This window comes from Prosthecochloris marina, assembly GCF_003182595.1.
Taxonomy (GTDB): domain Bacteria; phylum Bacteroidota; class Chlorobiia; order Chlorobiales; family Chlorobiaceae; genus Prosthecochloris; species Prosthecochloris marina.
On sequence record NZ_PDNZ01000002.1, the window covers coordinates 61,296 to 74,786 of the forward strand.

General features: G+C 47.2%; 10 protein-coding genes. 6 read left to right on the forward strand and 4 right to left on the reverse strand.

Annotation, left to right across the window (positions count from 1 at the left end):
• Window positions 1–107 precede the first annotated feature (107 nt).
• The 3 genes from CR164_RS02455 (at window position 108) to CR164_RS02465 (ending at window position 3,111) form a co-directional block, all read left to right on the forward strand.
• Window positions 108–1,019, forward strand: a complete 912-nt coding sequence (locus CR164_RS02455) for a prohibitin family protein (protein WP_110022351.1) — start codon at window positions 108–110, stop codon at window positions 1,017–1,019.
• A 181-nt stretch (window positions 1,020–1,200) separates the two neighbouring features.
• On the forward strand, window positions 1,201–2,283 hold the full coding sequence (gene lptG, locus CR164_RS02460; protein ID WP_110022352.1) for an LPS export ABC transporter permease LptG: 1,083 nt from the start codon (window positions 1,201–1,203) through the stop codon (window positions 2,281–2,283).
• 3 nt (window positions 2,284–2,286) lie between these two features.
• The gene (locus tag CR164_RS02465) at window positions 2,287–3,111 is read left to right on the forward strand and encodes an SAM hydrolase/SAM-dependent halogenase family protein (RefSeq protein ID WP_110022353.1); all 825 of its coding nucleotides are present in this window, start codon (window positions 2,287–2,289) and stop codon (window positions 3,109–3,111) included.
• On the opposite strand, the gene CR164_RS02470 is transcribed toward CR164_RS02465, so the two are convergent.
• The 3 genes from CR164_RS02470 to clpP all read right to left on the reverse strand — a co-directional run bounded on the left by CR164_RS02470 (window position 3,108) and on the right by clpP (window position 7,629).
• A complete protein-coding gene (locus CR164_RS02470) occupies window positions 3,108–4,007 on the reverse strand; it encodes a sigma-70 family RNA polymerase sigma factor (protein WP_110022354.1) in 900 nt (299 codons plus the stop codon). The genes CR164_RS02465 and CR164_RS02470 overlap by 4 nt on opposite strands.
• Window positions 4,008–4,141: 134 nt before the next feature.
• Entirely contained in the window at window positions 4,142–6,841 is a 2,700-nt protein-coding gene (locus tag CR164_RS02475; protein ID WP_110022355.1) for a valine--tRNA ligase, read from the reverse strand.
• A gap of 110 nt (window positions 6,842–6,951) precedes the next feature.
• On the reverse strand, window positions 6,952–7,629 hold the full coding sequence (gene clpP, locus CR164_RS02480) for an ATP-dependent Clp endopeptidase proteolytic subunit ClpP (RefSeq protein ID WP_110022356.1): 678 nt from the start codon (window positions 7,627–7,629) through the stop codon (window positions 6,952–6,954).
• 538 nt (window positions 7,630–8,167) lie between these two features.
• On the opposite strand from clpP, the gene thyX reads away from it, so the two are divergent.
• Window positions 8,168–8,818, forward strand: a complete 651-nt coding sequence (gene thyX / locus CR164_RS02485) for an FAD-dependent thymidylate synthase (protein WP_110022357.1) — start codon at window positions 8,168–8,170, stop codon at window positions 8,816–8,818.
• On the opposite strand, the gene accD is transcribed toward thyX, so the two are convergent.
• On the reverse strand, window positions 8,815–9,654 hold the full coding sequence (accD, locus tag CR164_RS02490; protein ID WP_110022358.1) for an acetyl-CoA carboxylase, carboxyltransferase subunit beta: 840 nt from the start codon (window positions 9,652–9,654) through the stop codon (window positions 8,815–8,817). The genes thyX and accD overlap by 4 nt on opposite strands.
• 175 nt (window positions 9,655–9,829) lie before the next feature.
• Here accD and CR164_RS02495 point away from each other — a divergent pair, with 175 nt between their 5' ends.
• Window positions 9,830–12,589 (forward strand): patatin-like phospholipase family protein, encoded by a 2,760-nt coding sequence (locus CR164_RS02495; protein ID WP_239994437.1) that lies wholly within the window; start codon window positions 9,830–9,832, stop codon window positions 12,587–12,589.
• A gap of 120 nt (window positions 12,590–12,709) precedes the next feature.
• Window positions 12,710–13,486: a 5'/3'-nucleotidase SurE gene (gene surE, locus CR164_RS02500; RefSeq protein ID WP_110022359.1), complete on the forward strand. Its 777-nt coding sequence runs from the start codon at window positions 12,710–12,712 to the stop codon at window positions 13,484–13,486.
• Window positions 13,487–13,491: the final 5 nt, after the last annotated feature.

Below are 13,491 nucleotides of genomic sequence, written 5' to 3' on the forward strand. Positions count from 1 at the left end.
CAAAATAATAGTAACTTTACAGCGTAGTCTGTCGGCCAGGAACGCTGGAGAACACAAAGCGTTCACTACATCAGCTCTGCAACCCAATAACAATTCACTAATTAATCATGACTTCACTACTTTTTCTCGGTATCGTACTTTTATTCATAGGAATTACGGCCCGATCGCTCAACCCTTCCCTGCTCCGGTTTTCCGGGTTGTTCAAGATCGGAGGAATATTTGCAATAATACTCGGAATTCTTACTGCAAGTATACGAATCGTTGAACCTGGCAAGATCGGCGTTAAGGTCCTGTTCGGTAAAGTTCAGGAAGAGGTGCTCGCCAGCGGCCTTAACATCATCAATCCGCTTGTCAAGGTCGAGTTGTTTGACATAACCACCCAGACCTATACCATGTCCGGTACGGAAACCGAACTCTCGCAATTGAGTGATGCCCCTATCAGAGTTCTCAGTGCCGATGGACTGGAAGTCACCATCGACATGACCGTTCTCTACCGCATCAACCCTACCAAGGCACCTGAAATACGTCGGGAAATCGGCCCCGGTCTTTCCTATATCGATAAAATTGTCCGACCGACCGCCAGAACACGTATCAGGGACAACGCGGTCATATACAATGCTGTAGACCTTTACTCGAAGAAACGTGATGAATTTCAAACGAAAATCTTTTCAAGTATCAAAAACGACTTTGAAAATCGCGGTCTTATTCTCGAAAACCTGCTTGTTCGCAACATCTCTCTTCCGCAGTCTGTAAAAGCTGCCATCGAAGCCAAGATCAATGCTGAACAGGAAGCCCAGAAAATGCAGTTCGTCCTGCAAAAAGAAACGCAGGAAGCGGAAAGAAAACGTGTCGAGGCAAAGGGTATAGCCGACTATCAGCAAATACTTTCTCAGTCATTGACAGAAAAACTGTTGAAATACGAGCAGATAAAAGCGCTTCAAAACCTGGTTAAATCAGACAACTCCAAAGTCATCATTATGGGAGACAGCAAAGGAGCCTCGGTACTGATAGGGCAATAAAGCCAACGTTATCGATCAGTCGTTTTCATTCGGCTGTCAAGAAGCGAAAAAACGGTTTTCAGGAGAAGAAATGCAGCTGAACTGTTGATTTGTTCGGTTGCTGAACTGCAGGTGTATTCCTATGTTGAATACACCTGTATTTTTTGGTTTCCGGCATGAAACGTCTTCCTACCAGTACTCCATGAAACTTCTGGACAAATATATCGCCCGACAGTTCTTATCGACCTATGTTTTTGCTGCGATAAGTTTCACCGCACTGTTCATTCTTGTCAATCTCATTGAGAACATAGGCCGTTTCATCGACAAGGGAATCGGTGCAGGAAAAGTGATCCTGTACTTCTGGAGTCTTGTACCTGAAACCATCTTGCTGATTTCGCCCTTGAGTACCTTACTCGCCTCACTGTATGTAACCGGACGGATGTCCGGAGCCAGTGAGCTATCCGCAATGAAAGCTGCCGGCATCAGCATGAAACAACTCCTCATGCCCTTTTTCTTCACGGCATTGCTCATATCGACCCTCAATATCCTGAATGCAGGCTGGCTGCATCCAAAAGCAGCTGTGGAGAAAAATCGCTTTGAAATGGAATATTTCGACAAGAAATTCGAAGCGATTTCAGGAAACAAAAACCTGCATATCCTTGAATCGCGCAACAGGATTCTCTCCATAGGAGCACTCGATCCTCAACAAGCCATCGGCTTTAATGTATCTCTCGAAACCTTTGACGGCCCGATACTCGTCAATCGTATCGATGCAAAAAAAATCTCCTATGACAAGACTCTTGACCGATGGCTTTTTCATGAATCCAGCACGAGAATCTTCAATGAAAACGAGGTGCTTTTTCGGGAAAACCCGGGAAAAGACACCCTGAAACTCTCTCTTACAGCATCTTCCCTCAGAGACCTCGGTATTCAGCCGGATGAAATGGATATCATTCAGCATTACCGCTACATCGAAGAAAAGCGGCAAGCAGGTTTTTCAAACCTGGGAAGGGTTGTTGTAAAATTTCACAGTAAAATGGCTCTTCCGATAGCATCCGTGATCATCATTCTTATCGGAGTTCCACTCTCCGCCCAAAAAAAACGTAGTGGACTTGCAGTTGAATTCGGCATCAGCCTTTTCATTGGATTCAGCTATCTCGCTATACAGAGGACATTTGCCATTGCCGGGTACCGCGCTTTGATGGACCCGGTTCTCGCTGCATGGTTGCCGAACCTGCTTTTCCTTGGCATCGGCATCATCATTTACAAAACCGCAAACAAATAAGTCATGCAACAGCCCAATCCCCTCATAGTTCTCATGACCGATTTCGGGCTTCAGGACCATTATGTCGGTGTGATGAAAGGAGTGATTGCCGGCATTTCCCCTCTTGCCAGGATTATAGACCTGACCCACGGCATTGCGCCCCAGAATATATTGCAGGGATCTTTACAACTCGGCTTATCCGCTCCCTACTTTCCTGACGGAACGGTTTTTGTAGCGGTCGTTGATCCCGGAGTCGGGACAAGCAGAAACGCTATCACGCTCGTGACCGAAAAACAAGTCTTCGTCGCACCCGACAACGGGTTGTTGAGTTCAGTCATGAATATGCACAGAATCGATGCCTGTTACGCTATAACCAACCCGTCCTGCATGCTTGCCGTGCAAAGCACAACGTTTCACGGAAGAGATGTTTTTGCCCCTGCCGCCGCACACCTTTCCAACGGCATCGACCCGGCAACCCTTGGAAACAGTGTCAACCCCGAACACTGTGTTCGGATTCCGCTTCCTGAAAACAGCACGCCCGACGGGGGACTCTCATGGCAGGGAAAAATTCTTTACGCCGATATCTACGGTAATCTCATAACCTCATTTACCGATGACCTACTCAGAAAAAAAGGGAAAAAAGCTGCCGGTATATATGTGAAAAACGGAAATTTTCTACCATTGCGGCGAACTTACGGGGAGGTAGCTGAAGGGGAACCATTGGTTTACAGAGGCAGCAGCGGGTTTCTTGAAATAGCGGTTCGAAACGCTAACGCCTCACAATCGCTTGGCCTGAAACCCGGTGATAACATCGAACTGAAACTTAAACCGGAAAATACACAAACCTAACTGCCGATATACTCTTTAAGAACTTTACTGTACGCGGACTGGCGAAGCCTCCGGATAGCCTTCTCCTTGATCTGACGCACCCTTTCGCGGGTAAGCTTGAATTTCTCCCCGATCTCCTCAAGTGTAAGGGGATTTTCCATTCCTATACCAAAATAAGAACGGATAACATCGGCTTCACGTGGAGCGAGGACCGAGAGTGAACGTTCAACCTCGAGGGTCAGCGAGTCACGTGTCAGACCGTGATCGGGTTTGTGCCCGTCGTTCTGCAGAACATCGAGCAAACGGTTATCGTCTCCCTGTGCAAAAGGTGCATCCACGGATACATGACGACCGGCAATTTTCAGGGTATCGGCAACATCCTGGGAGTCCATATCGAGTAGATTTGCAAGCTCTTTCGTATTGGGATCCCTTTCATACTCCTGCTCAAGCTGACTGTAAGCCTTGCTGATCTTGTTGAGTGTTCCGACACGGTTCAGGGGGAGACGCACAATCCTCGATTGTTCGGCAAGAGCCTGAAGAATTGACTGGCGAATCCACCAGACCGCATAGGAAATGAACTTGAACCCCCTGGTTTCATCAAAACGTTTTGCCGCCTTGATGAGACCGAGATTTCCTTCGTTAATCAGATCCCCAAGCGTCAAGCCCTGGTTCTGGTATTGTTTGGCTACGGACACAACAAAACGAAGGTTTCCCTTGATAAGCTTGTCCAATGCACGCTTTGCGCGTTTGTATTCCGGCGTATCGACAGGCATGTCATAGCCTTCCTTGATCGCCTTGGTAAGCTTCACCTCATCTTCCGCTGTTAGAAGCTCATATTTTCCGATCTCCTGTAAATAACGATCAAGAGAAAGACTCTCACGATTGGTGATTTGTTTGCTTATTTTCAGTTGCCTCATTGACACTCTCCGTATTACGTATTACTTGGAACAACCTGTATACGTTCTGAATGACCGTTTCGTATCACATTTTCCTCATGGTAGAGGCCCCGTCACACCTGCAGTCATGAAACAAAAAAAGTGACTACCTCGTGTCAGTCACACAGAACATTAAGGTTTGCCTGAAGTTTTTCGAGATTACTTTTCGCCTCACCCAACTTTCTCTGTTCACCCTCGATCACCTCTGCAGGAGCGTTATCGACAAAGCCCTTGTTAGAAAGCTTTTTCTCCATTCGTTTCACGTAAGAAGAAACATTCTCCAGTTCTTTTTCGAGACGAGCAATCTCTTTATCAAACGAAATTAACCCTTCGAGAGGCATAAAAAGTTCATCACCATCGATAACGGAACTCGCAGAATGAGGCGGTCGTAAACCACCTTCGGATACATCGACGCTGCATCCCGTCATCTGCGTCAGAATATGTGCGTTGGCAGCAAATGTTCTCCTTGCGCTCTCATCGGGCGAGCTGATGATGAGACTTGCCTTCATATCATGAGGAACACCGAAAACCGCACGAAGGCTACGCGCCTCTGAAACAACCTTCTGGACAGATGCAAAGCTGTGCACCTTTTCATCGCCGGTCCAGTACTCATCCGATTGCGGCATGGCGGATAAAGCAATGCTTTCAGTGGTTTGCCGCTGGAGAATATGATGCCAAATCTCTTCAGTGATGAAAGGCATGACCGGATGAAGTGCTTTCAGAACCCCTTCGAGCAGATAAACCGCAAGGGAGACTGCATGCCGCTTTCTCGACTTATCGGTCTCTTCGGCCAGCTCGATTTTCAGCGTTTCAAGGTACCAGTCACAGTAATCACTGCGGAAAAAATCATAGACAATTCTGGTAATATCGTTCATCCTGAACTGCGCAAACGCCTTGTGGTAGGAACTGAGCATCTCATGATAACGCCCGAGTATCCAGCGCTGAGCATCGGATAACGAACCGGGATCCGGTGTAAAACGCAGGTACGCCTCAGCAAACTCATCGATTGAATCGAAAACTTTTTCACGCTGCATGAAAACGAGACGCGATGCATTCCAGATCTTGGTGGCGAAGTTTCTACCGAACTCGCACTTTTCCTCACCGAACAATACATCCTGCCCAAGAGGAGCTATATAGACAATGGTGAAGCGGAGTGCATCTGTTCCATAGGCATCCATCACCTTCAGAGGATCCGGCGAATTGCCGAGAGACTTGGAAAGTTTCCTGCCTTTCATGTCTCTGATGATACTGGTAAAGTAAACATCCCTGAAAGGCACCTCATGCTTGAAATACAGGCCAGCCATGATCATTCTGGCAACCCAGAAAAAAATGATATCCGGAGCGGTCACCAACGTCTCTGTCGGATAAAAAGCCCGAAGGTCTTCATTGTCATCATGCTCTCCAGTCCAGCCCAAGGTGGTCAGCGGCCAAAGCCATGAAGAAAACCATGTATCAAGCACATCTTCATCCTGGATCAACTTGTCGGTCCCTGCCAGATGACAGGCCTCTTCATAAGACTCCGCAACCCAGATTTTTCCATCCTCATCATACCATGCCGGAATCCTGTGCCCCCACCAGAGCTGCCGGGATATACACCAATCACGGATGTTTTCCATCCAGTGACGGTAGGTGCTGATCCAGTGTGATGGATGAAAACGTATCTTGCCTTCGTTGACAACTTGTAACGCTTTTTCGGCAAGGGGCTTCATCTTGACGAACCACTGCTCGGAAAGATAAGGCTCAACCACAACGTCAGCTCTTTCGGAATACCCTACATTGTGCTCATACTCTTCGACCTTTACAAGATTACCCCTCTTCTCGAGGTCTTCAATAATTTTTTCCCTGGCATCAAACCGGTCAAGACCCGCATAACCAAAGTCATCGACCATCTTTCCATCCCTACCGACAACACTGAGGATCGGCAGGTTATGCCGGCCGGCAACCTCAAAGTCATTGGGATCGTGTGCCGGGGTTATTTTAAGCGCGCCTGTCCCGAACTCCTTATCGACATAATCATCGGCAATGACCGGAACGTGCCGGCCAGCAACAGGAACGATCGCCAGTTCTCCGATCAAATCGGCGTAACGGGTATCGTCGGGGTTGACAGCTATGGCGACATCTGCAAGAATGGTTTCAGGCCTTACGGTTGCAACAGTGATATACTCTCCAGGCCGTTTGGCAAGCTGGTATCGAACATAGACAAGCTTATCCTTCCTCGGCTTCATGATCACTTCTTCGTCGGAAAGAGCAGTCTGGGAAACCGGACACCAGTTGATGATGCGCTTGCCGCGATAGATCAAACCATCCCGATACAGGGTAACGAAGGTGTGCCGAACAGCCTTGGAAGCACTTTCATCCATGGTAAAAAGGTTCCGGCGCCAGTCACATGAAATACCGAGCTTGCGAAGCTGTTTGAGAATCAGCCCACCGTACACATCCCTCCATTTCCAGACATGCTCGAGAAATTCTTTGCGTCCGAGGTCGTAACGCGAAATGTCTTTTTCACGGAGCTTTCTTTCCACCACAGTCTGGGTAGCGATACCGGCATGATCCGTACCTGGAAGCCATAGTGCTTCTTTTCCGGACATGCGCTGATACCGGATAAAAATATCTTGGAGAGTATGATTCAGGACATGACCGAGTGTAAGACTCCCGGTGACGTTCGGAGGCGGCATGAGCACTGTATAGGGCACCTTGCCCTCATCGAGAACCCTGAAGCTTTCCGCATCAAAAATGCCTTCGCTTTCCCAGTGGGCGCTGCTCCAGCGGCGCTCCACCTCATGATGGTTATACGTTTTTTCGAGATTTGCACTCATTACCGATTACTTCGATGTCTTTTGCATATTTTTGACGAACCGTACGTCGATCGCCAAAACAGCTTTTGCTATGCCTATAAATACCTGGATGCCGGTGTTTTTCACCGCCTTTATTTTTCTTTTTCCAAAGCCGGACGATGATCGAAAATCTGATCGATGATACCATATGCCTTGGCTTCCCCTGCATTCATCCAGCGATCCCGCTCGGAATCTTCTCTGATTTTCTCAACACTCTGTCCAGAGTGCGAGGCAAGGATCTCTTCAAGGAGTTTGCGGATTTTTTCGATTTCACGTGCCTGGATCAGGATATCGGTTTCCTGACCCTGAACTCCACCTGAAGGTTGGTGAATCATGATCCTTGAATGCGGCAAAGAGGCTCTTTTGCCTTTTGCTCCGCAGGCAAGAAGGAAAGCCCCCATACTTGCAGCCATGCCAACACAGACGGTGGAAACTTCAGAACGGATATATTGAATGGTATCATAAACTCCCAGCCCCGCAGAAACACTGCCACCGGGTGAATTGATATAAACAAAGATATCACGCTCCGGATCCTCCGACTCAAGGAAAAGCAGCTGAGCCATGAGAAGGCTCGCAACATGATCGTCGATGGGAGTCCCCAAAAAAATGATACGCTCTCTGAGAAGCCTCGAGAAAATATCAAAGGCTCTTTCACCACGACCCGATGTTTCTATAACCATTGGAACAAGGCTGTTGTTAATCCCCTGCTCAATCGCGCCCGAATACATTTTTTTTGCCTGACGCTCAAACCCGAAATTAAAATTAGCCATATAACTTCTTTCTCCCTTTCAGCTGATATTTTTCTATTAAACCCTGCTACTCACACTAACGATAACAACTCTGAACGGGACACATCCGTTTCGATCTTTTTCAGATTTATCCCGCGGCAAATCATGATGTGTCTCAATAACCGCATGAAAATAAACTCATAACAAACAATCTTCAAGAACCTGACATACATTTCCAGACGCAAATACAAAAAAAACGCTGTAAAAAAACAAGCCTTGAAATTTTTAAAATAACCCCCGGTATAAACAATACAAGAGCATGACCTTGATTTTACGAAAAAAACTGCCTATTTCTAAATCAAGCGCTTTTTTACAGCACAGAACGGAAAGCCTGTAGACGCTTGACCGACAATGTCGGAAATATGCATTTCCTTTTTTAACTTGGGGTCACATCATCACGTTGTTTTGCGCTTTGACAAGCTTGTTGAACGGATAAAAATGTTTTTGAACTCACAGCACAACACTTGATAAAGGCGTTCTTGTTCGATTTATCTCCTGTCACTCTTTTCAACACATCACAATGAACGTTCGTCTGATTGCCATAACAAATCCTCTCATTGAAATACAGGACGAAAAACTTAATCCGGAAGGCCTGATAGCATACTGCGCAAGAGTTTCAAGCCCGCATCAGGAAACCCCCGATTACGAAAATCTGCTTGCATATTGTATCAAAAACCGCCATTGGAGCATCTTTGAAATGGTTGACATGACGGTTGAAATTGTAACGTCCAGGGCAATATCTCCACAGATTTTGCGACATCGCAGCTTCGTGTTTCAGGAATTTTCTCAGCGCTATGCAAAAGTTCAGAGTTTTGAGACTTACACCCCGAGAAGACAGGACGTGAAAAACCGGCAGCACTCGATCAATGATCTTGACCCGTCAACAATGAGCTGGTTTTCCGATGCACAGGAGGAAATTCGCGCTCTTTGCGTAAAAAAGTATAACGACGCACTGGAAAAAGGTATCGCCAGAGAGTGCGCGAGAATGCTACTGCCACTGAACACACAAACGAAGCTTTACATGAAGGGATCGGTCAGGAGCTGGATTCACTACATAGAGGTCCGAACGGATACTTCTACGCAGAAAGAGCATCGAGATATTGCCGAAGCCGTCAAGGACATATTCACCGACCAGTTTCCGGTTACCGCATCTGCTCTGGGCTGGACCTAAGCCGCAAAATGATCGAGAAGCTGTGAAATACGGCCCTTGAGATCTCTTCGGTGCACGATCATATCAAGAAAGCCGTGCTCAAGCAGAAATTCCGCCCTTTGAAAACCCTCCGGGAGATCACGTTTTATAGTATCCTTGATAACCCTTGGACCCGCAAACCCGATAAGTGCTTTGGGCTCACTGATGTTAACGTCTCCAAGCATGGCATAGGACGCACTCGTCCCCCCCATGGTTGGATCGGTCATGAGAGAGATGTAAGGAATGTTCCTCTCTTGAAGCCGAAAAAGCCTTGCGGAAGTTTTGGCCATCTGCATAAGGCTGAACGCTCCTTCCATCATGCGAGCTCCGCCTGATTGTGAAACAATGATGAGTGGTGCGTCGAGTTCAATGCTTTTATCGACTGCTTGTGCGATTTTTTCGCCGACAACAGATCCCATAGATCCCCCTATAAATCCGAAATCCATTGCCGAAATCACAGCCTGATGACCACCTATTGTCCCTACCGCATTCCTGCAGGCTTCTGTTTTACCGCTCTTCTCGATGGCATCCGACACCCTGTTGGGATACTTCTTCGTATCGGAAAAAACAAGCGGATCGGCAGCTCGCAAGGAAGCACTGAATTCCTCATACTTTTTCTCGTCGAAAAGAAGCGAAAAATATTTGCCAGGTGATATTCTGAAATGGTGTCCGCATTCACAACATGTATAAAGATTGTCTTCCACCTGTTTCTTGTGGAGAGCAGCTCCACAGCTATCGCATTTTCGCCAGAGACCTTCCGGAATATCTCGTCTGTCTTTGGTGCGTATCGAAGGTTTTGCCCGTTTAAACCAGACCATTTTTAATTATTCATAAAGATTATACATTACACTCATTACACTGAATTGAGCGACTCGTTCTGTTACCTAGAAAAAAGAACCGACGCGGCATTCATCCGCAAATGCTCTTGCCTGGATTTACAGTGAAGATATGAAGTCACCCTGAGAACTCAAAACAACCCTCTGGAGTCATCAATTGTCCAAAACCAGATTTCTCATCCCCCTGTTGTTCTGCAGTTGTCTTCTGGTCCTGACCGGCCATACTCCTCTTCTTGCTCAAAACCAGGTAACCGTGTATCCGGATACTCTCACGTTTCCTCTCAAACGTCATGCTATTGCCTACCATATGCGACCTGCCAGAAAATCCGTTGGCCTTGCACTTTCGGGCGGAGGAGCAAACGGTATGGCCCAAATAGGTGTCCTCAAAGCACTGGAAGAAGAAAACATCCCGATAGACGCCATCGTCGGAACAAGCATAGGAGCCGTTGTAGGAGGTCTTTACAGTACAGGGTACAATGCAGCGGATCTCGAAAAAATCGCGCTGGAAGTTCCCTGGGAGGACCTCCTTTCCCTGGATAACGACGCGCCAAGGGCAAGCACATTCCTCGAACACCAGAAAATCCGAGACAGAGCGACTATCGCTATACGTTTCGAGAATTTCAAGCTGGTTATCCCGAAATCCCTGAGTTCAGCCCAAAAGTTGACCAGAGTTCTCGACCTTCTGACAATGAACGCCCTGTACCATCCTGCAGGATCTTTCACAACCCTTCCGACCTCTTTCAAAGCGGTCACAACCGACCTGGTTTCAGGCAAACGCATAACCCTTTTCGATGGGACGCTTTCCGAGGCAATGCTTGCCAGCAGCACTATCCCTGTCATCTTCGAACCCATAGAGCTCGGCGAACACAAACTTGCCGACGGCGGACTTGTAGCGAACCTTGCGGTTGATGAGCTTGAAAAAGCTCATCTCGATTATAAAATCGGTGTAGATACAAGAGGCAGCATGTACACTCTTGCAGAAGATATCGACATCCCATGGCAGGCTGCCGATCAGACTATGACCATTCTGATCGAGTTACAGTATCCGCGCCAGCTCGAAAAAGCGGACCTGGTAATTGCTCCGGATGTCGGCAACAACCCGGCAATCGATTTCTCGAAGCTTCCGGAAATTATCAATGCCGGCTATAAAAGCGGAAAAGCTCTCGCCCCTAAAATCCGTCAGGATATTTCACTGCCCACCCGGAAAAAAACAGCACTCGCTCCTTATAAAAAATCCATAAGAATCACCGGTGCAGGGAAAGAGGCATTGAAAAACTATCACCCTGCAGGCGAAATCATACGAAACGCATCATACGTTGAAGAAGCATTGAAAGAATTGCTTGAAACCGATCGTTTTACGAAAGTGTATGCTACAATCGATCATAAAGCCAGGGAAATTGTATTTTTCTGTGAAACTCCGCCTTCATTCGACAACGTCAAACTCATCAATGCTGTCGTCCCCTTTGAAAAAAATGAAATCGACAGCTGCTTCAGCAACCTGATGCTGAAAGATTACACCAACGAAGAAGGGAGCGAGGCCCTCGAAAAACTCCTCAAACTGTTCAGGGAAAAAGGGTACCCGCTTATTGACATTGAACGTGCCGATGTCCAAAAAGGAACCCTTTGCGTATGGTTGTCCGACGGAAAAATTTCCACACTTGCCATTTCTCAGGACAAAAACATCACACGTCCAACCCCCATCATGCGGGAACTGGCAATAGATACATCGAAAGCCCTGAGGCTCGAGGACCTTGAACATTCGATCGACAACCTATTCGGAACAGGCGCCTTCAACCGCGTTTCGATCGGCATCTCAGGAAAAGACTCTCTTTCCGAAACGACGAGCAACAATCGCACACTCAGGATAAGGTTGAATGAAAAGCCCTCGAACGTACTGCGTCTTGGCGTACGATATGACGAAACATACGATGCTCAAGCCATGATTGATTTCAGAAACGAAAACCTTTATGGAACGGCAAATTCAATTGGCGGATGGGGAAAAATCGGAAAAAACAACAGCAGCGCCAATCTTGAATTCAATATGCCGAGAATCGGCGCTACCAATCTGACGTTTACAACAAAATTGTTTTACGACCAGCGCAACCTGGATATACGTAACGTCCGGTATTCGAAAGAATTTTTCTTCTCCGACTCCGGGCAGGAAAAGAAATTCAGCATACAAGAGTTCGGTGTGACCTCCTCTTTCGGGACCAGAATCGGAAAAAGCAGTCAATTACTGTTTGATATGACTGCGAAGAACAGTCAAACGTACGACAAAGAAAGTGAAGATTTTGAAACTCAAAACATCGACATAGCTTCGGCTTCCTTCGAGTTTGCTCTTGACACCAGGGACAACTCTTTTCTGCCAACCAAAGGAAGGCACACCAATCTGCGCTACACATTCACGCCGGAAATCCTCAATGACCAAACGTTCTGGCAGGCCCACCTGGAACATGAGGAAAACATTTCATTCAGTGAACAAGTCTCCGGCCAGCTCGGATTCTCTCTTGGCTTCAGCAGCGAAGGCCTGCCTTTTTCGGAAATGTTTTTCCTGGGGGGAGCAGGCAGTCCTTACAGCCGCAGATTCATCGGCTTGCAAGAAAACGACCTCATCGGCAGAAACGTCGCTTCCGCTGGAGCCAATTTCCGTTACAGCCCTCCATTCGACATCATCTTTCCTTCTTCATTCCTGCTCTACTACAATGCAGGCAATGTTTGGCAAAACAGATCTGAAATGTCAGCCGAGGACATCATCCATGGTTTCGGCGCAGGCCTGAACTGGAATACGCCCCTTGGACCTGCCAGCTTCACTGCAGGTAAAGCGTTCATCTTCGATGATGATAAAAACGGCGATGACGATTCGGGAATACGTTTTGCGGAAACCGTTTTTTATTTCAATTTCGGCCATGAGTTCTGAGAACGCTGAACCCCGATTTACCGCCACACCACAAAGGAAGCTTTTACTTACGGTTTTTTGTATTTTAACCGCGGCCGAAAGAAACCCGTAAGTATTTGTATAACCATACAAGCAAAGAACGTGAAGCAGAAGCAAAAACCCCGCATTCTGGTATGCAACGATGACGGTATCGATGGTGAAGGATTGCATGTCCTTGCCGCCTCGATGAAAAAAATCGGAAACGTAACAGTGGTTGCACCATCCGAACCGCGGAGCGGTATGGGCCATGCAATGACACTCGGCATACCGCTTCGTGTGAAACGGTATACCAGAAACAGTCGTTTTTTCGGCTACACGGTCTCCGGCACCCCCGTCGACTGTATCAAAGTCGCACTGAACCACATTCTTTCCGAAAAACCCGATATTATTGTCAGTGGCATCAATTACGGAAGCAACACGGCAACAAATACACTGTATTCGGGAACTGTAGGCGCTGCACTCGAAGGAGTTATACAGCGTATACCGTCAATAGCATTTTCACTCACTACCTATGAAAACGCAGATTTCACCTACGCCGGAAAATTCGCCAGAAAACTCGTTCGGAAAGTACTTCGCCAAGGACTTCCTGCAGATACCGTTCTTTCGGTAAACATCCCCAACATACCTGAACAGGAAATCCAAGGAGTAAAGGTTACAGCTCAGGGTAAATCCCGCTGGGCTGAAAACACGATTGAGCGCGATGATATGTATGGCAACCCTTATTACTGGCTAAGCGGCAAGCTTCAGTTACTGGATGACGACTTGTCGTATGACGAATATGCTGTAAGAGAGAACTATATTGCCGTTACGCCTATCTCCATCGATATGACAAACCATGATGCACTTCAAGATATCCGGTGCTGGAAACTAAACAAATAGAACTA

Excerpts from the sequence above, each read along its gene's own strand:
- CR164_RS02455 (WP_110022351.1), top strand. The coding sequence starts at position 108 with ATGACTTCACTACTTTTTCTCGGTATCGTACTTTTATTCATAGGAATT.
- lptG (WP_110022352.1), top strand. The coding sequence starts at position 1,201 with ATGAAACTTCTGGACAAATATATCGCCCGACAGTTCTTATCGACCTAT.
- CR164_RS02465 (WP_110022353.1), top strand. The coding sequence starts at position 2,287 with ATGCAACAGCCCAATCCCCTCATAGTTCTCATGACCGATTTCGGGCTT.
- CR164_RS02470 (WP_110022354.1), bottom strand. The coding sequence starts at position 4,007 with ATGAGGCAACTGAAAATAAGCAAACAAATCACCAATCGTGAGAGTCTT.
- CR164_RS02475 (WP_110022355.1), bottom strand. The coding sequence starts at position 6,841 with ATGAGTGCAAATCTCGAAAAAACGTATAACCATCATGAGGTGGAGCGC.
- clpP (WP_110022356.1), bottom strand. The coding sequence starts at position 7,629 with ATGGCTAATTTTAATTTCGGGTTTGAGCGTCAGGCAAAAAAAATGTAT.
- thyX (WP_110022357.1), top strand. The coding sequence starts at position 8,168 with ATGAACGTTCGTCTGATTGCCATAACAAATCCTCTCATTGAAATACAG.
- accD (WP_110022358.1), bottom strand. The coding sequence starts at position 9,654 with ATGGTCTGGTTTAAACGGGCAAAACCTTCGATACGCACCAAAGACAGA.